This window comes from Hymenobacter sediminicola (assembly GCF_014250515.1).
Classification (GTDB): Bacteria; Bacteroidota; Bacteroidia; order Cytophagales; family Hymenobacteraceae; genus Hymenobacter; species Hymenobacter sediminicola.
This window is the reverse complement of sequence record NZ_CP060202.1, coordinates 2,700,033-2,720,794: the sequence shown is the minus strand read 5'-3', so window position 1 is coordinate 2,720,794 and position 20,762 is coordinate 2,700,033. Positions and strand designations below refer to the sequence as shown.

The window sequence follows — 20,762 nt, the reverse complement described above, 5'->3', positions numbered from 1 at the left end:
GCTCTATTTATGCAACTTCCCTCTCTGCAGCGTCTGGCTACCGAAGCCGTCCGTGTGGTTCGCCGTTTCCCGCTTACGCTATGCTGTAGCCTGTTGCTGGGCGCAGTAGCCATCTACTATCAGCGGCTCGATTACAAAGAAAAAGCTGTCTTGGACTGGCTGTTTCCGACGCTGTCGGCGGCGGCCTTAGGGCTACCGCTCACGCTGAGTGTGGCTCTGGCTGGAGAACGGTACAGCTGGACGCGGCTGGGGCGCGTGCTAGTTGCCGCCGGGGCCGTAGCGTTGCTGGGGCTATGGTATTGGCTCTGCCCTACAGACCCTACCATAATATGGGCGTCGCGACTGGCTTTGTTGCTGCTGGGCCTGCACCTACTGGTGGCCGTGGTGCCCTACCTGCCCGAACTGCGCCGCGAGGCCGACACGCCCGGCTTCTGGCGCTATAATGAAACCCTGTTTTTACGTATCCTGACCGGCGGACTGTATTCCGGGGTGTTGTTTGCTGGCTGTGCACTGGCGCTGGTAGCAGTAGAAAACCTGTTTGACATTAAGCTCGACCGGCATATCTACGAGCATCTGTTCACGGTTATGGCTACCGTATTCAATACCTGGTTTTTTCTGGCCGGCGTGCCACATGACTGGGCGGCGCTAGAGCAGGAAACTGCCTATCCAAAGGGGCTGAAGCTGTTCACGCAGTTTGTGCTGCTGCCGCTGGTGGTACTATACCTAGGTATTCTGTATGCCTATCTGGCCCGTATTGTGGTGCTCTGGACGCTGCCAAAAGGCTGGGTTTCTACCTTGATTCTGGCGTTTTCAGTGGCCGGTATTTTCGCGCTGCTGCTGATTCATCCTATTCGCAACGCCGCCGAAAACACCTGGATTCGTACGTTTGCCCGCTGGTTCTACCGGGCGCTGTTTCCGCTGCTGGCGTTGCTGTTCGTGGCCATTGGTACCCGCGTGCAAGCGTATGGCATCACCGAGGAACGCTACTTTGTACTGGTGCTGGCTGTGTGGCTGGGCGTTATAGCGGCGTATTTTCTGTGGCGGCAGGGGCGGGGCATCATCTGGATTCCGGCCTCGCTGGCAGCAGTGGCGTTTGTGGCTTCAGCGGGCCCGTTGAGCGCCTTTGCCGTGTCCGAACGGAGCCAGCTAAACCAGCTGGTTGAACTAACCGCTCAATACAAGCTGCTGCAAAACGGTAAGCTGGATGGAGCCAGTCAACGGGTGCCCAACTTACCGGAAACGGTGCATACACGGTTATCCTCCATCTTTTACTACTTCACGCAGCGGGAAGCCGCTCACCAACTGCAGCCCCTGTTTGCTGCCAGCTTAGCCTTGCCTGATTCTCTGAACGATGCCGATAACTGGACGCGCCGACATTGGGCCGCTAACCGGATAGAACAGGTAAGCGGTATTGCCTCCACAAATTCCGCAGTCACGGAAGCCGTGGCCATACGGTCAGCCAATTTCCAGCACGAAGAGGACAAGGTCTGGCCATTAGGTAACGGGCGCTACTGGCTCAACAATATAGAGTCGAGCATGTACAATCCGCCTGCAGAGGAAGTAGCCACAACTTTCAATATACTGGAAGGTACGTATCGCCTGCTGGCCCAGCACTATGGCCGCCAGCTACTCCTGCAGCAACTCCGCACCGATAGTAGCTGGCAGACCCGCCTTACCTTGACTCCCGGAGCCACCGCCGACTCCCTTGTTCGTGTATACGGCACCAACCCGGAGCGTTCTATCGAGCTGCCGGCTAAAGGCCTGACTCTCCATGCCGCCACCGACGGTATTCAACTACACCTATACCTGCGCAATCTAAACCGGGAGCAGAGTAAGGATGGCGCGGTGTATTATATCAATGCTCAGGCGCTGCTGGAACTGCGCGAAAAAACCAAGTAAAGCAAAACGGCCGCCGGCACTAAGCCGGCAGCCGTTTTCTTCGCAGAAAAATTCCGCTTACTCCCTTATTCCCACTCAATGGTAGCCGGTGGCTTGGAGCTGATGTCGTAGACCACGCGGTTGATGCCGCGCACTTGGTTGATGATTTTGTTGCTCACGTCAGCCAGGAACTCGTAGGGCAGGTGGGCCCAGTCGGCGGTCATGCCATCCACGCTGGTCACGGCGCGCAGGGCTACTACCCGCTCGTAGGTCCGCTCGTCGCCCATTACGCCCACGCTCTGCACGGGCAGCAGCATCACGCCGGCTTGCCATACTTTTTCGTAGAGGCCGTGCTCTTTCAGGCCGTTGATGAAGATGGCATCGGCGCGCTGCAGCAGGTCTACTTTCTCGGGCGTGATGTCACCGAGGATGCGGATGCCTAGGCCGGGGCCTGGGAAGGGGTGGCGGTGCAGAATATTCACCGGCAACTCCAGCGTATGGCCCACTTCGCGCACTTCATCCTTGAACAGTGCCCGCAGCGGCTCCACAATGCGCAGGTTCATCTTCTCGGGCAGCCCGCCCACGTTGTGGTGGCTCTTGATGGTTACGGCCGGACCCTTCACCGACACCGACTCAATCACATCGGGGTAGATGGTGCCCTGAGCTAGCCAGCGGGCGCCGTCTACTTTTTGCGCTTCGCGGTCAAACACCTCAATAAAGGTACGCCCAATGGCTTTGCGCTTCAGCTCGGGGTCCGTCAGGCCGGTGAGGGCCGCGTAGAATTCTTGCGAGGCATCCACGCCGCGCACGTTAAGGCCCAGGTCTTTGTAGGAGTGCAGCACGTCTTCGTACTCGTCCTTGCGCAGCAGCCCGTTGTTCACGAAAATGCCGTGCAGGCGCTTGCCAATTGCCTTGTGCAGCAGCAACGCTGCCACGCTGGAATCCACGCCGCCCGAGAGGCCCAGAATCACCTGGTCTTCCTCGCCGATGGTGCGCTGCAGCGTTTCCACCATGCTGTCCACGAAGTGCTCTGGCGTCCAGCTCTGGTCCAGCCCGCAGATGTTCACCACGAAGTTCTGGAGCAGCGTTTTGCCATCCGTCGAGTGCGTGACTTCGGGGTGAAACTGAATGCCGTAGGTTTCCTGCCCCCCAATTTTGAAGGCGGCTACCGCCACTTCCGGCGTGCTGGCAATGATATCAAACCCAGTCGGCAGGGTCTTGATGGTGTCGCCGTGCGACATCCAGACCTGTGACTCGGTGGGCACACCATGCAGCAGCGGGCTTTCGTGGTGCACGCGCGCCAGGCGGGCGCGGCCATACTCCCGAATGGTGGCGGGCAGCACCTCGCCGCCCTGCTGCTGAGCCAGCAGCTGCGCGCCATAGCACACGCCCAGCACCGGCACGCGGCCCAGGTAGCGGCTCAGGTCAGGGTTGGGCGAGTCGGCGTCGCGCACGGAACACGGCGAGCCCGAAAGCACAACGCCCCGGATATCCTCAGTGAGGTCCGGGGCGTGGTTATACGGATGGATTTCGCAGTAGACATTCAATTCCCGGATGCGCCGGGCAATGAGTTGGGTGTACTGCGACCCAAAATCGAGAATCAGGATTTGTTGAGGCATAGCACAAAGCTACGAACCGACCGGACCCAGCCAAAATCCAACAGCAGCCTTTCTGCGTTTACTTACAATAGAATGACGCAGTCAGTAAGGTGAATTGAACCAGCCGAGACCAACATTTGGGCTGTTCTGGTGCTTAATCACTAAAAAAGAGGATATACTATTGACGGCCCAAAAAGTTGAATTCATTTTTGTATTTTCCCTGCCAACTTCTTCTGTTGTTCCGTTTCCAGGGTTCTATTATGAGAAATTTCCTTCTTTACACAGTACTGTTTCTGTTGCCGCACCTGGTGCTGGCCCAGCAACCTGTGGCCCGGCCAGCAACGGCACCTGCCAAGAAAACAGAGCCGCAGCCCGCCGCAGAAACCCTGGAAAGCACGCCGCCACAACTTGCGGAGACGCTGCCTGCTGAGCCCGTAGTGCGCGTAATTACCGGGAACGTGCAGAACCAAAGCGGCAAACCCTTGGCCGGTGTCACAGTGTCGTTGCGGCAGGATGAGCGGCAGTCGTCCATCACCAATTCCGCTGGCATGTTCATTCTGAAAACTACCCATCAGGCGCCGGTACTGCATGTAAGCTATGCCGGCTACTCCGAGTTGGAAGTGACGCCCCCGGTTTCTGGCCCGCTGGTAGTAGAAATGGCGGCCATCGACAAATACTCCAAGCAGCTCAAGAAACAGGTGAAGTCGGCGCGCAAAGCCTGGGAAAAGCCCTAATGGCCGCTGCCCATAGATTTTCATGCCAACAGGTCCGTGCTCCAGCAGTACGGACCTGTTGGCATTTATTCGGCCTGCAAACAGCACTCAAGTATCCATAGTAAATCCTTGTACGTAAGGTTGGTAACCGAAAATTGCTCTTATTTGAACTTCACCTTTTTCACGAACCATGCTGAAAAATCTACTCTCTTTTCTGATTTGCACTACTGCAGCCAGCGCTATGCTCACCCCAGCCACCGCGCAGGTCGTGACCATCACGGGTGGCACCCAGATTTCGGCGTTGTCGCCTATCAACCATGCCAGCTCTGAGGGAGCCTACGAAACGATTTATCTGCAGCCGAGCATCGCGCAGGCTGGCAATATCACAAGGCTGGCTTTTGAGAAATCGGATGGCACGGAGCTGCAGCCGCTCACAGGAGTCATTATATACCTCAAAACAACCACTGCCACCGAGTTTCAGAACGGGACGCTCGATACGCTGGGCTACCAGCGGGTGTATGCGGGCAACTTTACGAATGCTACCGCCGCTGGCTATCAGGAAGTAACGCTGCAGCGTCCGTTTGCCTACGCCAATACTGCCGGCCAGAATCTAGCGGTGCTGGTGCTCCGGCGCGGCGGCAACGTGCAGGCCACCATTGGGCCACGCGCCCGGTACCTGTACGGTGTCACCATGAATCCAATCCGGATTGCCTGCCGGCGCTATACCGGAACCGTGCCCGTAACGAGTGCCACCACCCTGACGGCCACCAATATTTTGGCCAATATTCGCCTCACATTCGGCACGCCGCAGGCCACGCAGGCAGCTCGCAATACGCTGGCGCTGGCTCTTTTCCCTAATCCGGCCAGCAATATTCTTACGTTGAAGCTGCCGACTGGCCGCCACACGGCGACCGTGCAGGTTACAGACTTGCTGGGCCGGCGCGTGCTGCCGCTTACGCAGCTGCTGCCCCGGCCCGATGGGACCGTGCTGTTGCCTATCGAAATACTGGCGGCCGGCCAGTACCTATTGCGCATTGAGCAGGGGCAAGCAGTAGCGGTGCAGCGCTTCAGCAAGGAGTAGCAAAAGGGTGGTCAGGAAATTTTGTGGCTGACAGTCACGCTGCAACCTCACAATACAGCAGCTTTTCCTGAAAAGATGAGGCCTGCGTGCCGATTCTGTGAAATCTGTGCGTACCTTTGCAACGGCGAGTCAGAACGACCAGCTCCTGTTGAACTCCCCCAGGACCGGAAGGTAGCAAGGGTAGACGGTTGAGCGGTGCGATTTTGGCTCGCTTTTTTTTGCCCTTTTCTCCCGAATTATAAGAAGGTGCCCCGAAGAAAGCCGCGCGGCTAGTTTGCCCGCGAATGGCTAGCTTTGGGGCATCTTTGTTTCCAACCTACCCGCATGAAATTCTTCATTGATACTGCCAACCTGAAAGACATTCAGGAAGCTGTGGAGCTGGGCGTGCTCGACGGCGTGACCACCAATCCTTCGCTGATGGCGAAAGAAGGCATCCGCGGCACCGATGCCGTAATGAGCCATTACAAGAAAATCTGCGAAATCGTGGATGGCGACGTATCGGCCGAGGTAATTGCCACCGACTACGAGGGCATTATCCGGGAAGGAGAGGCCCTGGCCGAGCTGCACCCCAACATTGTGGTGAAAGTGCCCATGATCCGGGAAGGCGTAAAAGCCATCAAGTATTTCTCGGAGAAAGGCATCAAAACTAACTGCACACTGATTTTCACGGCTGGGCAAGCCCTGCTGGCTGCCAAAGCCGGTGCTACTTACGTGTCGCCGTTTGTAGGGCGTCTGGATGATATTGGGGCTGATGGCCTGCAACTGATTCAGCAGATTGTAGACATTTTCTCCAACTATGGCTACCCCACGCAGGTGCTGGCTGCCTCAGTGCGCCACGTGCCGCACCTCATCCAGTGCGCTGAGTTGGGTGCTGATGTGGTAACCTGCCCACTGAATGTTATTACGGGTCTGCTCAACCACCCACTCACCGATAAAGGTCTGGCTACCTTCCTGGCCGACCACGCCAAGGTGAATGGCTAGCTGATTTAGGCCTTGTTGATGCGTTGATTGTTGAAGGACTGGTTGCCGAATGGATTCGTTCCATCTCGTTTCAGCTACGGGCCAAGACTGTCAACAATCAACGCATCAATCAACGCAGCACGTCATGTATATCATCAAAGTAAAAGGCAAAGCCAAAATTCCGGACTATATCCAGCTGCGCGACGAAAACTTCGTGCTGATTGCGTATTTCCGCGCCGACCGGCCCCTGAAAGACCTGCACCGCTACGGCCTTGAAAACAAGGAAGTACCACTGGCTGCTGTCATTGAAGGGTTGGAATTTGGAAAGCTGCAGAAGCTAGAAATTTGAGGTAGAGCCTTTGACGCATTCCGGGCAACGCAAAAGAGCCGATTGGCCCGTTTTGCGTTGCCCGGAATCCTGTTTTTCGGGAAACCCCCGGTCCTATATCTTCGCCCTTATGCCCACTGCCTCCAACCCGGTTATCGAACTGCACGACGCCTACATTATGCAGGACGTGAATACTGTGCTGCAAAAGGTCACGTTCTCGCTTGACAAAGGTGAATTCGCCTATTTGGTGGGGCGCACTGGCTCCGGCAAAAGCTCCCTGCTCAAAACGCTCTACGCCGACTTGGCGCTGGGCGGCGGCACGGGCACTGTGGTTGGGTTTCCGCTGCCCAAGCTAATGGGCAGCAGCAAAGTGCCGTTTATGCGCCGCAAGCTGGGCATCATCTTCCAGGATTTTCAGCTGCTTTTCGACCGTACCGTGGCTGAAAACCTGTTGTTTGTGCTGAATGCTACGGGCTGGAGCGGCAAGGCACGCAAGCAGCAGCGCATTTCAGAAGTACTGATGCGGGTGGGACTGGCCAACTCGGCCGCCAAAATGCCGCACCAGCTTTCCGGTGGCGAACAGCAGCGCGTAGTAATTGCGCGGGCCCTGCTCAACGAGCCGCTACTGCTACTCGCTGATGAGCCCACCGGCAACCTCGACCCGGACGTGGCGGACAGCATTATGCGCCTGTTTGTGGAAATTAACAACTCCGGTACAGCCGTGCTCATGGCTACGCACAACTACCAGATTATCCAGCAATACCCTAAGCGGGTGCTCAAGTGCGAGCAGGGCCAGCTGATTGATTCTGAAACCACCCCGTTTTCTATGACGGCCATGTCCTGAGCCCAGCAGGTGCGGGCGTGCAACCAGTGTGCCCGCAACTACTATCAGGATACTAGAACGGTTTTTGCTCATCAGCTTTTTGAGCAGGCGCAAAGGCGAGTTAGCGCCGAGTCAACCTTACATAGCAAGCTGTAATTGAACTCACCTGGTCTTTCGGTACTGATTCCGGTGTACAACCGCGACGTGACGCCGCTGGTGCATGCGCTGCTGGCGCAGGCCGCCGCCTGGCCGGGCCCATTGGAAATCCACTGCCTAGATGATGGCTCCCGGGAAGCTATGCGGCACCCCAACCGCGAGTTGACCACATTGCCCGGAGTGTGCTATCAAGAGCTACCGCACAATGTAGGCCGCGCCGCTATCCGGAATCAGTTGGCCAGCGCCGCGAAACACGAGTGGCTGCTGCTGCTGGATAATGACAGCCTGTTGCCCGACAACCAGTTTTTGGCCCGCTATGCTGCCGCCTGCCACTTGGCGCCGGTGTTGGTGGGAGGTACTACGTATGAGCTGGCCGCGCCGGCTGCTACTGAGTTGCATCTGCGCTGGCTCTACGGCCGCCGCCGTGAGGCCCGCCCCGCCGCGCTTCGCCAGCGCGCTCCACATGGCCAACTCACACTCAATAATATGCTGGTGCGCACGGAAGTATTTCGTCGCTTTGGCCTAGATGAGAGCCTGACCCGCTACGGACACGAGGACACCAAGTTTGGCTGGTTGTTGCGCCAAGCCAGCATCAGTGTGCTGCATCTTGATAATCCGGTGCTACACGACGGCCTAGAACCAGCGGCTCAGTTCCTGCAGAAAACGCATGATGCTGTCCGTAACTTGGCCCGCTTGTACTTGGCAGAAGGCTTGGGCGCTGATACCAAGCTCCTGAAAGCAGCTTTGCAATTGCACCGTTGGGGACTGGGAGAAGCCGTACGCGGGGCTTTCCAACTGCGGCAGCAGCAGGTACGCCGTAATCTGCTTTCGGCGCAGCCCAGCCTGCGCCAACTAGATGCTCTAAAGCTCTACTGGCTGCTTACAGAGCTAAAATAGACGGCACTGTAGATGCTTAGCGGCTCACGCAGGCAGTAGCCGAAATACAAAAGAGCCAGCCTCCTCTCGGAAACCAGCTCTTTTACCCGGGTGGGTGCTGTGGTAATTAGTCGTTGTCGGTGTTTTTTACTTCCGACTTCACTTCTTTATAAGCGCCTTTCACGGCACCGCCTACTTTTTTGCCAACATTGGCGGCACCTTGGCCAACATCTTTACCTGCTTCCTTCACGTCGGAAGCGGTGTTGCTGGCAGCCTGGCCTACTTTGCTGCGCTCATCGGCCGTTTCGGCTTTCACTTCACTGGCCTCGCCGCTCACGGCGTCGGCGCCCTGTGCAGTGCGGGCTTCAGCTTTATCAAACGATTTGAAGGCGGCGTACTTCAGCTTTTCTTTTTGAATTTCAGCTAGGTCTTTTGCTGGGATGTCGCCCTTCACTTTGTCATAGGCTTCATCGAGGGCGCGCCATTCGGAGTTGATATAGCGCCAATCGTCGATGTCGTACTTGTCTTCGTTCTGCTTAATGTTATTCACGAAGTTTTCGTAAGTAGTACGCGCATTAGCTGCCGTAACCTGAGCGGCCGGATTCATGGGCTTGTAGTACTTACCTACTTTCAGAACACCAGTGCTGGCGCTAGCGGTACCAGCAGTAGCCCGGTTTTTCCAAGACATTTCGCGCTTGTCATATGCAGTGGTATAGCGGGTGCGCAATGCTTCAATCTCCTGGCGGCGGGCGTCATCGTACTGGTCGGCGTACTTATCTACAGCCGCTACTTTGGCGTCGAAGTCTGATTTCAGCTGGGCGGTTTCCCGGTCGTAGTCGGCTTCTGCTTCGTTGGCTACGGCATCGGCTTTGGCTTCGGTATCCGATACGAAAGTGGAGAAGTCATTATACGCTTGGTCGCTTTCCGCTGACACTTCTTTTTTCTGGCCTTCGGTGCAGCTGGTCTGGGTGAAAGCAGCGCCCCCCATCAGCAACATAGCCGACAGAGCGTGGAGAGTGAGATTTTTCCTGAACATGGTAGGGAGAGATTAAGGGAGACATATAGCGCAGCTACGATGTAGCTGGCTCTGGCTCGCTTAACGCAACCATAACGCCGGAGGTTGCGCGCAGATGGGCCGTATGGTTGCTGACGGCACGCGTCTATCTTTGGGCAGTAGTAGTTAGCGTCTGCCTGTGCCTCAGTTTCCCCTGCCTCCGTCTGCCCCCATTCAGCTTCTCGACCTACGTGCCCAGCATGCGCCTATCCGGGCTGAGCTAGACGAGGCCTTACGCCAGGCGCTTGATGAGGCTGCTTTCATTCAGGGGCCGGCTGTGCAGCAGTTTGCGCTGGAGCTGAGCGAGTACCTCGGCGGCCCGCACGTGGTGCCCTGCGCGAATGGCACCGACGCCTTGCAACTTGCCTTGATGGCGCTGCGCCTGCCGCGCGGGGCCGAAGTTATTGTTCCTGCTTTTACCTATGTGGCCACGCTGGAAGCTGCCGCCGTGCTGGGGTTGGTTCCGGTGCCTGTCGATGTACTTCCGGATACCTTTAACCTCGATCCGCAGGCGGTAGAAGCGGCCATTACGAGCCGTACCGGTGCTATTGTGGCCGTGCATCTGTTCGGGCAGTGCGCCGATCTGGAAGCGCTGCGGGCCGTTGCGGACCAGCACGGTGTGGCCCTGATTGAGGACAATGCGCAGGCCATTGGAGCCACGTTTAGAACTAGCCGCGGCGAATTTTGGGTGGCGGGTACAGTAGGAGAGGTGGGCACCACATCGTTCTTCCCTAGCAAAAACCTGGGCGGCTTCGGCGACGGCGGGGCCCTGTTTACGCGCGACGAGGCCCGTGCTGCCTACCTGCGCCAGTTGGCCAACCACGGCCAGACCCGCAAATACCACCACGAGTACATCGGCCTCAACTCCCGCCTCGATACTGTGCAGGCCGCTCTGCTACGCGTAAAGCTGCGCTACCTTAGCCAATGGACTGCCGCTCGCCAGCACGTAGCTGCATCCTATGATGCTGCGCTGGCCGACTTGCAGACTATTTCGGTGCCGGCCCGCGACCCGCGCAGCACCCACGTATTTCACCAATACACCCTCACCGTAGCCGACGAGCCCGGCCGCCGTAATGCGCTGCAGCAGCACCTTGCGGCGCACGGCGTACCGAGCCAAGTATACTATCCGCTGCCTAATCATCTGCAACCGGCCTACCAGTATCTGGGCTACCACGCCGGGCAGTTTCCGGTAGCTGAGCGCCTGTGTCGCACTGTGCTGTCGTTGCCCATTCACCCTACTTTGGTACAGGAGCAGCTGGCGTATGTGGCAGATGTAGTACGAGCCTGGGCGTAGCCGGATTCCGGACTGCTGGCTCGATGTAGTGGCGGGCTGGCACTGTTTTTTCTTTCCGCCGTATAGACACCACTTTTCAACGTCTCTACTTTCTCCTTATGCGCCGTTCCTTTCTGACGCTGCTACTGCCGCTGGCCGGGGTAGCTGCTCTCACCACTGCCGCCATCAACAAGCCAGCTCAGTTCAGCCTGTTCTCTATCCAGCAGGATATCGAGCTGGGCGCCCAGGTGGCCCGCCAAACCGACTCCACGTACCGCGCCAAAGGCCAGTTGATGGAGCGCTCCAAAAACGCCCGCGCCTACCAACTGCTCGACGGCGTGGTGAAGCGCGTGCTCGATAATGGCAACCTGAAGTACCGCACGCAGTTCCCCTGGGACGTGCAGATCATCAAAGACGACCAGATACAGAATGCCTTTGCTACGCCTGGCGGCCACATCTACGTGTTTTCGGGCCTGATTAAGTTTCTGGATAACGAGAGTGAGTTAGCTGGCATCCTGGGCCACGAAATTGCCCACGCCGACCGTCGCCACAGTACCCAGATTCTGCAGAAACAATACGGCACTAGCCTGCTGCTGGGCATTGTGCTCGGCAACCGGTCCTCCAGCCAACTCGTGCAGCTGGCTGCCGGCATTGGTCAGCTCAAATTCAGCCGCGACTACGAGCTGGACGCTGATAAATACTCCACCATCTACCTCAACGGCACCCGCTACTACGACTGCGACGGGGCCGCTGGCTTCTTCATCAAGGCCGAAAAGCAGGGGGGAGGCGGCACGCCCGAATTTTTGAGCACGCACCCCAACCCGGGCTCGCGCATCACCAACATCCAGAAAAGTGCCCAGTCGTTGGGCTGCGCCAGCCGCACCGTCAGCAACACCAATTTCACGGAGCTGAAGCGCCTGCTGTAGGGCCTATAATATTAATAATTCGTGTTTCGGCGGTTGCTGCCTTTCTTCGATTAGCTTTCGGGAAAGGCAGCAACCGCCGTTCATTTTCTGAGCTTTCTATTCGTTCGGCGGAGAAACCCGCGTTTTTTCGGAGCTTGCTGCACCATCTCCTGCCCCGAACCCCGCACTCCTTTGGCTGATTCTGCTTCTGCCGTTCGTTTTGTTATCTGCGGTGTGGGCCACATCGGCCACCGCCACGCCGCCCTCGTCTCGCGCCACCCCGGCGCCATGCTCACTGCCCTCATCGATGTGCGGCCGGAGCTGCAGGCCGGATTGGCCGCCGAGTTTCCCGGCGTCCCGTTCTTCCTTTCCTTAGAAGACTACCTACAGCATGGCCCCGCTGCCGACGTTCTGACCGTGGCTACGCCCAACCACCTGCACGCGCCGCAGGCTATTCAGGGCCTTCGGGCCGGGCTGCACGCAGTGGTCGAAAAGCCAATTGCGCTGCGCAAGCGCGACGCCGAAGACCTCGTGCATACGGCTCTGCAAACCGGTCGTCTCGTGTTTGGGGTGATGCAGAACCGCTACTCGCCGCCTGCCGCCTGGCTTAAGCAGGTCTACGACGAAGGACGCCTCGGTGATATTTACCTGCTACAAATCAACTGCTTCTGGAACCGCGACGCGCGCTACTACAAGGCCGGCGGCTGGAAAGGTACCCGGCAGCAGGACGGCGGCACGCTCTTCACTCAGTTCAGCCACTTCGTGGATCTGCTCTACTGGGTGTTTGGTGACATCGAGAACATCCAAGCCCGCTTCCGCGACTTCAACCACGCCGCCCTCACCGACTTCGAAGATTCCGGCCTCGTTACTTTCGATTTGGTGCGCGGTGGCAGCGGTACCCTGCAATACAGCACCGCCGTCTGGGACCGAAACCTCGAAAGCTCCCTCACGGTGGTAGCCGAGCGCGGCAGCCTGCGCCTCGGCGGCCAGTACATGGACAAAGTAGAGTACTGCCACCTCCAGGAATACCAGCTGCCCACACTACCGCCCACCAACCCCGCCAACGACTACGGCCCTTACCAGGGCAGCGCCGCCAACCACGTCCAGGTCATCGAAAACGTAGTAGACACCATTCAGAAGCGCGGTTTCGCCACCACCAATGCGCTGGAAGGAATGAAAGTCGTGGAGATTATCGAGCGGATATACAACCTCAAGTAGTTCTCATATTTGTTATGAGCAATTTCAGAAACGCGTATGCAATCCTATTCGGCTGCTGTATACTATTCGGCTGTTCAGGTAATACCGACAGTCCTCAGGCAGTGTCTGTCGCACCGGTTTCAGAGCAGATATCAATAAACGCCTTAAACTCTGGAAGTAGAGATGCAATTGAGGTAGGAGAGCCTTTTTTCAGTTAAAGTCTATCTAAGTCATCCATTACTTTCTGATATGGCTAAATCAAATACTATACAGCGGCCCGTTGTAGTGCTCTATAGTTCCTAGGGCAAAATGACTATGCGTGATTCGGCTATAATGGTAGGCGACACCGGAATTGTAAAATTCACTCCTGTTATTGAACCCATCAAACACGGAGAGCTCAGGCCCTATATCTGGACTTACGCTGCAAGGGTTGACTTTCAAACAACTAATCTTGGTATAGACACCACCTTTGTGGTACGAGACATTTTCTATATCAAAGGCAAACCGTAGGACTTGTAGCATCGAGCAATTTCATATGACTCCCGCCGACCAACCTGCCCGTGACGAACTGTATGCTTGGCAGCGCCGGATGCAGCAGCCTCCTTCGCTGCTGAACCGGGTGGCGCGGCGTGTGCAGGCGCGGTTGAATGCGTTGCTACCGGAAAAGGTGCACGCGGCTATTACCTCGGCTATCAAGCAGATGGTGCGCGGCGTGTTGTTTGGCTCCGAGTATGTCACGCAGAAGCCACTTCTTACGGGCACGCTGGCGGAGCGCGAAGAGGCCGTGCAACGCCGCATCCGGGCCTACCGCAATACAGCCGCCGCCGAAGGAGCCGTGACGGGCGCCGGTGGCTTCCTGCTCGGCCTCGCCGATTTTCCGCTGCTGCTCAGCATCAAGCTCAAGCTGCTTTTCGATGTGGCCGCCCTCTACGGCTACGATGCGCGCGACTATTCCGAGCGGGTTTATCTGTTGCACATTTTCCAGCTGGCCTTCAGCAGCCAGCACACCCGCAATGAAACCTACCAGCGCCTTGCCACCTGGGAAACCTACCGCCACACGCTTCCGCCCGACGTGCACGACTTCGATTGGCGCACCTTCCAGCAGGAGTACCGCGACTACATCGACCTCGCTAAAATGGCCCAGCTGGTACCCGTTATTGGGGCGGCAGTAGGAGCAGTGGCTAACTACCGCCTTCTGGAGCAGCTTGGCGAAACCGCTATCAACTGCTACCGCATGCGCTGGTTTGAGGGCCAAGAACCGAAAAAGGAGTTGTCATCCTGAGCGGAGCGAAGGACCTTATCACGCCCCCACAAGTATCAACGGCGTCGGGCATAACAAGGTCCTTCGCTCCGCTCAAGATGACTCGGTATTTTCAAAATACCAAAGCACAAAAGAGCCCCGCCAATGCTGGCGGGGCTCTTTGCTTATTCACTGCGAAAACTAACCTTTGGCTTTGCGGTGGCCTTTGTGCTTTTCGGCTTTTTCAGCGCGCAGCTGGGCGTATTTGGTGTACTGCTCGGCACTCAGGATTTGTTTGAGCTGCGCTTCGTACCGCTCCTTGCCAGCCTTCATTGCCTGATGGCGCTGGGTTTTGTCGGTGGTGGCAAGCTGGGCGCGCTTGGCCTCCATTTCCTTGTACCGGACAATGTGCAGCTCACGCACTTGTGCCGTCTGAGCGGCGGATAAACCCAACTCCTTTGCGAGGCGTTGCGCGGCGTGGTCGGCGCGCTGTTCGGGTGTTTTTGGCGTTTTGCCGGCCTGCTCCATTCTGGCCTTGCGGTCGGGTTTGGTGGTAGCTGTCTGGGCTGAAGCTACACTAACCGAAAAGGCAAAAACAGCGAGCAGAACGAGAGGATTTTTCATGACAGAGGTATTAGAATTGTTGAATTTGAGAAAAGAGGCACTTGCGCTTTGAGGGCAGTTTTTGTGCTTGTGGAATGCCTATACGCAACTCAGATGCCAGTTTTTTCAAATAGAATAGTTCGGGTGAAATAAAAAAAAGTCAATAGTGGGGTTAAACTTTACCTGCAATGTGTGGTCGGCTCTTCGCAAGGTGGCTATGGAAGTACCACACGCCGGTTTGTAAATGCACGTCGGCCGAACGTACCTTTGCCGCATCAATTCTTTACCGACAAAGGATTGTTTTTATACAGAGGCGCTGAGAGACAGGCTCTATGAAGCGTCGGCAACCACCCGGATACTGCCGGAACGGTGCCAATTCCTGACCATATAAAAACAAGTTGCCGTGGATTTCCTGCCTCGCCTTACTGCCCGTTTCGTTGTTTCTGCTGCTTTCCGGCGCCTACCTATGGAGGCCCGGGGCTGTTGTAGCACAGGCTGTTGTTGCTGCTGAGTGCACCTGGAATTGCTGATCGGGTCTATCCCTTGTCGGTTGGTAATGGGCTAGGCTGATGCCTGCCTGCGTTTTCTTCCCCTGTATTTTCTGGCTGCCCGGCCCGCTTGCCTAGCTGGCATGCGGCTCTGCGCTTCTGCCCGTGGCAGATGGCGCCGGCCTGTTCACTGATCCGCGAAGCTGCGCTTCGTGCTGCCCTATTGTATGCTTAAAAAATCATTGGAACTGCTGCGGCAGGAAGCGGCTGAAACGGGCGCTAACACTCTCAAACGAAGCCTGAACGGCTTCAATCTCATCACCATCGGCATTGGTGTTATCATCGGGGCGGGCCTGTTCTCCCTCACCGGTATTGCGGCCGCCAACAATGCCGGGCCGGCCGTTACGCTTTCCTTCATTGTGGCGGCGGTGGGTTGTGCGTTTTCAGCGCTGTGCTACGCCGAATTTGCCTCCATGGTACCTGTGTCCGGCTCAGCCTACACCTACGCCTACGCCACTATGGGTGAGCTGTTTGCCTGGATTATCGGTTGGGACTTGGTGCTGGAATACTCGGTGGGGGCTGCCACGGTAGCCATCAGTTGGTCGCAGTACCTGCTCAAATTCTTGAGCAAATACGGTATCAACCTGCCACCGCAGCTCGTGCTTTCCCCTTTCGAAACGGCCAAGCTCGCCGATGGAAGCATCGTACACGGCTTTGTGAACGTACCGGCCATGCTCATTGTGCTGGCCATTACCATGATTATTATTCGTGGCACGCAAGGCTCAGCGTGGTTCAATGCGCTGGTAGTCACGCTGAAAGTGGCCGTGGTGCTGGTGTTTATCGGGCTGGGGTGGCAATACATTGATCCGGCTAACTACCAGCCATACATTCCGCAGAATACGGGTGTATTCGGCGAGTTTGGCTGGAGCGGCATTCTGCGCGGGGCCGGCGTAGTATTCTTCGTGTTCATCGGCTTCGATATTGTGGCTACTATGGCGCAGGAGACCAAGAATCCACAGCGCAATATGCCCATCGGCATCATTGGCTCGCTGCTGGTGTGTACGGTGCTGTTTGTGCTTTTCGGCCACGTGATGACCGGCCTAGCTAACTACACCGAGTTCAAGGACAGTGCGGCGCCAGTGGCCATTGCCATCGAAAAAACGCCGTATGCCTGGCTGTCGTCGGCCGTGATTCTGGCCATTATCATCGGCTACACGTCCGTGATTCTGGTGGATTTGCTGGGGCAGAGCCGCGTATTTTTCTCCATGGCGAAGGACGGCCTGCTGCCGCCGGTTTTCGCCCGCATTCACGAGCGGTTCCGCACGCCATTGCAGTCGAATCTTTTGCTGGGGCTGTTTATTGCGCTGTTTGCCGGCTTCGTGCCCATTTCGGTAGTGGGCGAGATGACGAGCATCGGCACGCTGCTGGCCTTTGTAATGGTGTGCGTGGGCATCCTGATTATGCGCAAGAAAGAGCCTAACGCGCCGCGCGGCTTCCGCACGCCGTTCGTGCCGCTGGTGCCCATTCTCGGCATCCTGACCTGCGTGCTGATGATGGTGTCGTTGCCGTGGGAAACGTGGCTGCGGCTGGCCGTGTGGCTGGCTATCGGCCTAGGCATCTATTTCGGGTACGGCCGCAAGCACAGCAAGCTGGGGAATGCCGAAGACGCGAGCCGGTAGGCGAAGAGCGGGAAAGAGTGTTCCGCTATGGCACTCTTTCCCACACTTCGCCCGCTTTGCTGACCATCTTCACCATTCCCGCGCGGCGGTCGTAGTACAGTTCCTGCATGAAAGAGGAAGGTGCCGATGGGCAAGAGGGTCCTCTATCTGTGCCAATGAATGCAATGACATCGTTGTACTGCCGGCCCCGGACTGTGATCTGCATAAATGGACCATTCAAGTTCTCACCGCGTGGGAACTTCAAACCCCAACAATTGAAATAGTCGCTGTTCAAATTCGTATTGCCAACAAACCCGTACCACATTCCTTCCACGTAAAACTGGCTTCGATTCTTGTCGTATCCCCCGGATATCGAATTTGAAAGCATCGCAGCGTCACGATGAAATTGTATTTCCTGTGTTCCGCGCATGCTATCAGTGGCACTCAACCAAACAGTTACTCGGTCGTGGTAGCTCAAAAGTTTAGGTGTACCACTAGGTATTCCAGGAGGGCCGTATTCTCTTTTATCAGCTTTATTTTGTTGATAGACTTTGTTGACTCGATACCCTCGCTGTACGCCTTGCTGGTTCTCAAATCTCCAGACTTCGCCTTCCTGCGCGGATAGCCATGGTTTGTCGCTGTCAGTGAAGTGGTAATAAGGTATGCCATCAATCATGCGCAGGCCATCCACTGTTTCCTCCTTTTTACAAGACGAGCTGAGCACGGTGGCCCAACTCAACAGCAGGTACATCAGAATGTGTGTCTTGCTCATACCAGTAAGCTGTTAGTTTCTGCTGAATGTCGCTCTACACATGCAGATAGCCATACCGAAAGTGGGTCGAATTAGACTTAATTTTAAAGAAATATTTATATGTAATGCGTTGATAAAAAGATTATTAATGTGCTTAAATTAGGCTTTGACAGCAGACTGATTTAAGCAGAAATAAGAGCAGAGAAATAAGTGTAGCCGCAGTCTATACCCGCTTCAATAGCTTCCTCAATACCTCCCGCACTTGTGGCTCGGCATTAGTAAGCAGCAGCAGACTTCCATACACCGCCGTTAGCACCGTGGAGCGAAGCAGCATCGTGACGAATAGCGAGTACACGAACGGCACCAGCCACGCGGCCAGACCAGCGGCGGCAGCCAGCAGCAGAATCAGCGGCACACGCCGGTCGAAAGGTTGTAGGCCGAAGCTGTACCATACAAACCAAGTGCGGGCTATATTGATGGAAACCAAGGCAATGGCGGCGGCTACGGCGGCGCCGGTCAGGCCCATGCGCGGAATCAGCAGCAGGTTCATAAGCACGGTAGCGGCGGCCAGCGAGGCATTGAACAGCAAGTCGTAGCGGTAGCGCGGCGACGTGACGACGATGAGCCCGTTGACGCCCGTAATGCCGTCGAAGAGGCGGCCGGCCAGCAGGATAAGCACCGACGTGGCACCGACAGCGTAGGCCGGTTTCATCTGGGCAAAGATGAAGTCGAGGTTGAGCGCAATGCCCAAAGCCAGATAGCAGCCCAGTAGCGTGTTGAGGCGAGTGGTGCGCTGATAGAAATCGGCCATGCGTGGCAAATCCTGGTCTTTCCAGTAATCGGCCAGCAGCGGAAAGGCAATCTTATACAGCGCCCGGAACGGCAGCACCAGCGCCGTGCTGATGAAAAACGCCACGCTGTACACGCCCGCCCCGTCGAAGTTTACCTTCGAGCCCACCATCAGCGAGTCGATGGTGGTGATGATGACGCCCGACACGTTGCCGAGCAGCGCAAAGGCCCCGAAGCTGAGCATCTCGCGTAGCGGCCGCACCCCCAGCACCGCCCGTGTAGGCCGCAGATGCAGCTCCCCAATGAAGGCCGTGTACACCGTGAGCAGCAGCGCAATACTGCTATTGACGCCGATGTACCAGAGCACGTAGCCGTGAAAGTCGAGGTAGCCGCTGCCGAAGAGCAGCGCGCCGGCCGTAATGAGCAGGCGCAGAACTATTTCCTGTGAGAAAGAGGAGAAGGCGGTGTGGTAGAGGGCTTTCAGGTAGGCATCCTGCAGGTTGAGCAGCAGCGTGAATAGGGCCAGCACCAATCCCCACACGTAATATTGGTTGAGTAACGCCGCATCCTCGGTATACCAGCTCAACACCAGCGGCTTGCCCAACAGATACAGCGCCGCTACCAGCGAAAAACCCAGCAGCGGCACGCCCAATAGAAACGGCAGAAACCCGTGGTGGCCGGCTTCGCGCTGCCGGAAATATGGGAAAAACCGAATGCCCATGTTGCCGAACCCGAAGGCCGACACCTGCGCAAACATGGTAGCCAGCGCCACCAGCACGCTGGTCAGGCCAATCTGGTGCGGCTCCAGCACTTTGGGCAGCACTAGCACCGTATTCACGAAGCCCAGGGCCAGCCCCATGTAAGAAATAACCGTGTTGCGCAGGCCCTGCCGCCGAACGATACCCAAAATAGTGGCTTAGTGGAGTGGTGAGTTGGTGGATAGAGGTGGGTTTCTATGGGAAAACTGTCATCCAGAAACCCACCACTCCACCACATCTTGGCCATTGACGAAGGCCGTGTTGCGGCTGCGAAGGTACTGCATCAGCTCCGCGAACTGGCGTGGGCCGGTGGTGGCATTGGCCGGGTCGAAATGGTCGTTGTGCCAGAGCAGCGTGCAGACGCCCCCGAACCGCTCGATTTCCTGGAACATAGGCATAAGGGCCGGCAGAATTTCGTCGGGCGCCAGTTGCAGGTAGTTAGGGTGGTGCAGCGTAGCATCCATGACGTTGAGCGGAATTTCCAGAAAGGTGCAGGCCAGGCGCCGCGTGAAATCAAAGGGATGAAAAGGCCGGCAGTAAGAATTCCTGAAGCCAAAGTGTTCCGCGAAGCCCAGCGTAGTGTCGTACTTGAAAAGCTGCGAATCAAGCATGGTAGGGGTGATACGCGGCTCCCAGCCCAAGTAGTGAAACCGGACGCCCGCTACTGTTCCAGGCAGCTGTGCCCGTTGCTGCTGCAGCTGTTGCGGGTTGGTTGCGGTGCCAATACTGCCATGCACTGCCAGCTCGGAGCCATTCCTTGCTAATTCCGTGACACGTTTGCGCACCATTGGCATTGCGTAGTCGGCATTCGGCGTGCCATTTGAAGCTTTCTTATGCTCAGGCAGCATGAAAAACGTGCTTTTGGCGCCGTATCCCGTCACTGTTTTATGCACTATCTCCAGGTTGTCCCAGGCATCCGGCTGCGTCAAATGCCGCCAGATCTGCTGGCCGAAACCCAGCCAGTCTCGCCGTTGCAGCGCCGCTTTGGCCGGAACTTTCCAAGCGCTGCGCAACTCGTCTATATCGTGCGTAACGAAGGTGGCAAACGGTGCGCCAGCCGCCCAGCGGCGCGGCATCAGCGACTGGCCCGTGGCGTGTTCCACGGCTGTTTTCAGGATGTCGAAGTAGTAGTTGACCACCGGCACGGTCACGAAGCCGTAGCGGTGCTGCACGCTGGCCACGTACGGAAACCGGTCGTGCCGGTCCCGCTCGTCGGAGAAAAACTCCTGCCAGCCGCTGAGTAAATAGAAGGCCGCCGAAATCAGGTCGAAGTTGATGCGGGCCCGCTTATCCGGCAATAATTCCAGGAGCGGCCGGCTGGGGTGCGGGTCAAAAAAGAACGGTAGCTTCCGGCCCTGCCATTCGCGCCAGGAAGGAGCAGCCGGATAGGGCGCCCGGCCTGCAAAGAAGTGTCCGGCGCAATCCGCTGCTTCCACCTGCGGCTGTTGGCTTGCGTGGCCTATGGTCGTAGTAATCGGTGCGGACTCGTATGCCTGCCAGAAGTGGCGCAGCACGTAAGCCAGCCGGATTTCGGCCGAAACGGGCGCCACAGGAGGAAGAGGAGGGAGCATCACGCCGAAACGGAAAGTAGCCTGTACCGATGAGCCGGCGAAACATGCCGCCGGAAACGGGC

Annotated in this window: 18 protein-coding genes, 1 other RNA gene and 1 riboswitch; of the genes, 13 read left to right on the top strand and 6 right to left on the bottom strand. The window is 57.0% G+C overall.

Annotated features, from left to right (window positions below; genetic code table 11):
• The first annotated feature begins 9 nt into the window (after positions 1 to 9).
• The gene (locus H4317_RS11640) at positions 10 to 1,899 is read left to right on the top strand and encodes a DUF4153 domain-containing protein (RefSeq protein WP_185886768.1); all 1,890 of its coding nucleotides are present in this window, start codon (positions 10 to 12) and stop codon (positions 1,897 to 1,899) included.
• A 65-nt stretch (positions 1,900 to 1,964) separates the two neighbouring features.
• Here H4317_RS11640 and guaA read toward each other — a convergent pair whose 3' ends face one another.
• The gene (gene guaA, locus H4317_RS11635; RefSeq protein ID WP_185886767.1) at positions 1,965 to 3,497 is read right to left on the bottom strand and encodes a glutamine-hydrolyzing GMP synthase; all 1,533 of its coding nucleotides are present in this window, start codon (positions 3,495 to 3,497) and stop codon (positions 1,965 to 1,967) included.
• A gap of 239 nt (positions 3,498 to 3,736) precedes the next feature.
• On the opposite strand from guaA, the gene H4317_RS11630 reads away from it, so the two are divergent.
• The 7 genes from H4317_RS11630 (at position 3,737) to H4317_RS11600 (ending at position 8,434) form a co-directional block, all read left to right on the top strand.
• Positions 3,737 to 4,210, top strand: coding sequence for a carboxypeptidase-like regulatory domain-containing protein (locus H4317_RS11630; protein ID WP_185886766.1), 474 nt, complete (start codon positions 3,737 to 3,739; stop codon positions 4,208 to 4,210).
• 169 nt (positions 4,211 to 4,379) lie between these two features.
• Positions 4,380 to 5,270, top strand: a complete 891-nt coding sequence (locus tag H4317_RS11625) for a T9SS type A sorting domain-containing protein (RefSeq protein WP_185886765.1) — start codon at positions 4,380 to 4,382, stop codon at positions 5,268 to 5,270.
• 121 nt (positions 5,271 to 5,391) lie between these two features.
• Positions 5,392 to 5,488, top strand: an RNA gene (gene ffs, locus H4317_RS11620) — signal recognition particle sRNA small type.
• A 106-nt stretch (positions 5,489 to 5,594) separates the two neighbouring features.
• Positions 5,595 to 6,251, top strand: a complete 657-nt coding sequence (fsa, locus tag H4317_RS11615) for a fructose-6-phosphate aldolase (RefSeq protein WP_185886764.1) — start codon at positions 5,595 to 5,597, stop codon at positions 6,249 to 6,251.
• 124 nt (positions 6,252 to 6,375) lie between these two features.
• Positions 6,376 to 6,579: a fructose-6-phosphate aldolase gene (locus H4317_RS11610; protein WP_185886763.1), complete on the top strand. Its 204-nt coding sequence runs from the start codon at positions 6,376 to 6,378 to the stop codon at positions 6,577 to 6,579.
• 109 nt (positions 6,580 to 6,688) lie between these two features.
• Positions 6,689 to 7,402 carry a cell division ATP-binding protein FtsE gene (locus H4317_RS11605; RefSeq protein ID WP_185886762.1) on the top strand — a complete coding sequence of 238 codons (714 nt, stop codon included), beginning with the start codon at positions 6,689 to 6,691 and terminating at the stop codon, positions 7,400 to 7,402.
• 135 nt (positions 7,403 to 7,537) lie between these two features.
• Positions 7,538 to 8,434, top strand: coding sequence for a glycosyltransferase family 2 protein (locus tag H4317_RS11600; RefSeq protein WP_185886761.1), 897 nt, complete (start codon positions 7,538 to 7,540; stop codon positions 8,432 to 8,434).
• Between the two features lie 106 nt (positions 8,435 to 8,540).
• Here H4317_RS11600 and H4317_RS11595 read toward each other — a convergent pair whose 3' ends face one another.
• Positions 8,541 to 9,449 carry a DUF6565 domain-containing protein gene (locus H4317_RS11595; RefSeq protein WP_185886760.1) on the bottom strand — a complete coding sequence of 303 codons (909 nt, stop codon included), beginning with the start codon at positions 9,447 to 9,449 and terminating at the stop codon, positions 8,541 to 8,543.
• A gap of 157 nt (positions 9,450 to 9,606) precedes the next feature.
• Between H4317_RS11595 and H4317_RS11590 the strand changes: the two genes are divergently transcribed.
• From H4317_RS11590 to H4317_RS11575, 4 genes are all read left to right on the top strand, one after another.
• A complete protein-coding gene (locus tag H4317_RS11590; protein ID WP_260625641.1) occupies positions 9,607 to 10,761 on the top strand; it encodes a DegT/DnrJ/EryC1/StrS family aminotransferase in 1,155 nt (384 codons plus the stop codon).
• A gap of 98 nt (positions 10,762 to 10,859) precedes the next feature.
• Positions 10,860 to 11,666 (top strand): M48 family metalloprotease, encoded by an 807-nt coding sequence (locus H4317_RS11585; RefSeq protein WP_185886759.1) that lies wholly within the window; start codon positions 10,860 to 10,862, stop codon positions 11,664 to 11,666.
• Between the two features lie 171 nt (positions 11,667 to 11,837).
• Positions 11,838 to 12,863: a Gfo/Idh/MocA family protein gene (locus tag H4317_RS11580; protein WP_185886758.1), complete on the top strand. Its 1,026-nt coding sequence runs from the start codon at positions 11,838 to 11,840 to the stop codon at positions 12,861 to 12,863.
• Between the two features lie 514 nt (positions 12,864 to 13,377).
• Positions 13,378 to 14,124 (top strand): EcsC family protein, encoded by a 747-nt coding sequence (locus tag H4317_RS11575; RefSeq protein ID WP_185886757.1) that lies wholly within the window; start codon positions 13,378 to 13,380, stop codon positions 14,122 to 14,124.
• A gap of 159 nt (positions 14,125 to 14,283) precedes the next feature.
• Here the strand turns inward: H4317_RS11575 and H4317_RS11570 are convergent, their stop codons facing one another.
• The gene (locus H4317_RS11570; protein ID WP_260625640.1) at positions 14,284 to 14,706 is read right to left on the bottom strand and encodes a DUF4890 domain-containing protein; all 423 of its coding nucleotides are present in this window, start codon (positions 14,704 to 14,706) and stop codon (positions 14,284 to 14,286) included.
• Between the two features lie 279 nt (positions 14,707 to 14,985).
• A riboswitch (SAM riboswitch) is annotated at positions 14,986 to 15,079 on the top strand.
• A 321-nt stretch (positions 15,080 to 15,400) separates the two neighbouring features.
• Here H4317_RS11570 and H4317_RS11565 point away from each other — a divergent pair.
• Positions 15,401 to 16,852, top strand: coding sequence for an amino acid permease (locus H4317_RS11565; protein WP_185886756.1), 1,452 nt, complete (start codon positions 15,401 to 15,403; stop codon positions 16,850 to 16,852).
• A 25-nt stretch (positions 16,853 to 16,877) separates the two neighbouring features.
• Here H4317_RS11565 and H4317_RS11560 read toward each other — a convergent pair whose 3' ends face one another.
• The 3 genes from H4317_RS11560 to H4317_RS11550 all read right to left on the bottom strand — a co-directional run bounded on the left by H4317_RS11560 (position 16,878) and on the right by H4317_RS11550 (position 20,700).
• Positions 16,878 to 17,603, bottom strand: coding sequence for a hypothetical protein (locus tag H4317_RS11560; protein WP_185886755.1), 726 nt, complete (start codon positions 17,601 to 17,603; stop codon positions 16,878 to 16,880).
• 202 nt (positions 17,604 to 17,805) lie between these two features.
• Positions 17,806 to 19,278: a lipopolysaccharide biosynthesis protein gene (locus H4317_RS11555; RefSeq protein ID WP_185886754.1), complete on the bottom strand. Its 1,473-nt coding sequence runs from the start codon at positions 19,276 to 19,278 to the stop codon at positions 17,806 to 17,808.
• A 60-nt stretch (positions 19,279 to 19,338) separates the two neighbouring features.
• Positions 19,339 to 20,700 (bottom strand): DUF7033 domain-containing protein, encoded by a 1,362-nt coding sequence (locus H4317_RS11550; RefSeq protein WP_185886753.1) that lies wholly within the window; start codon positions 20,698 to 20,700, stop codon positions 19,339 to 19,341.
• Positions 20,701 to 20,762 lie beyond the last annotated feature (62 nt).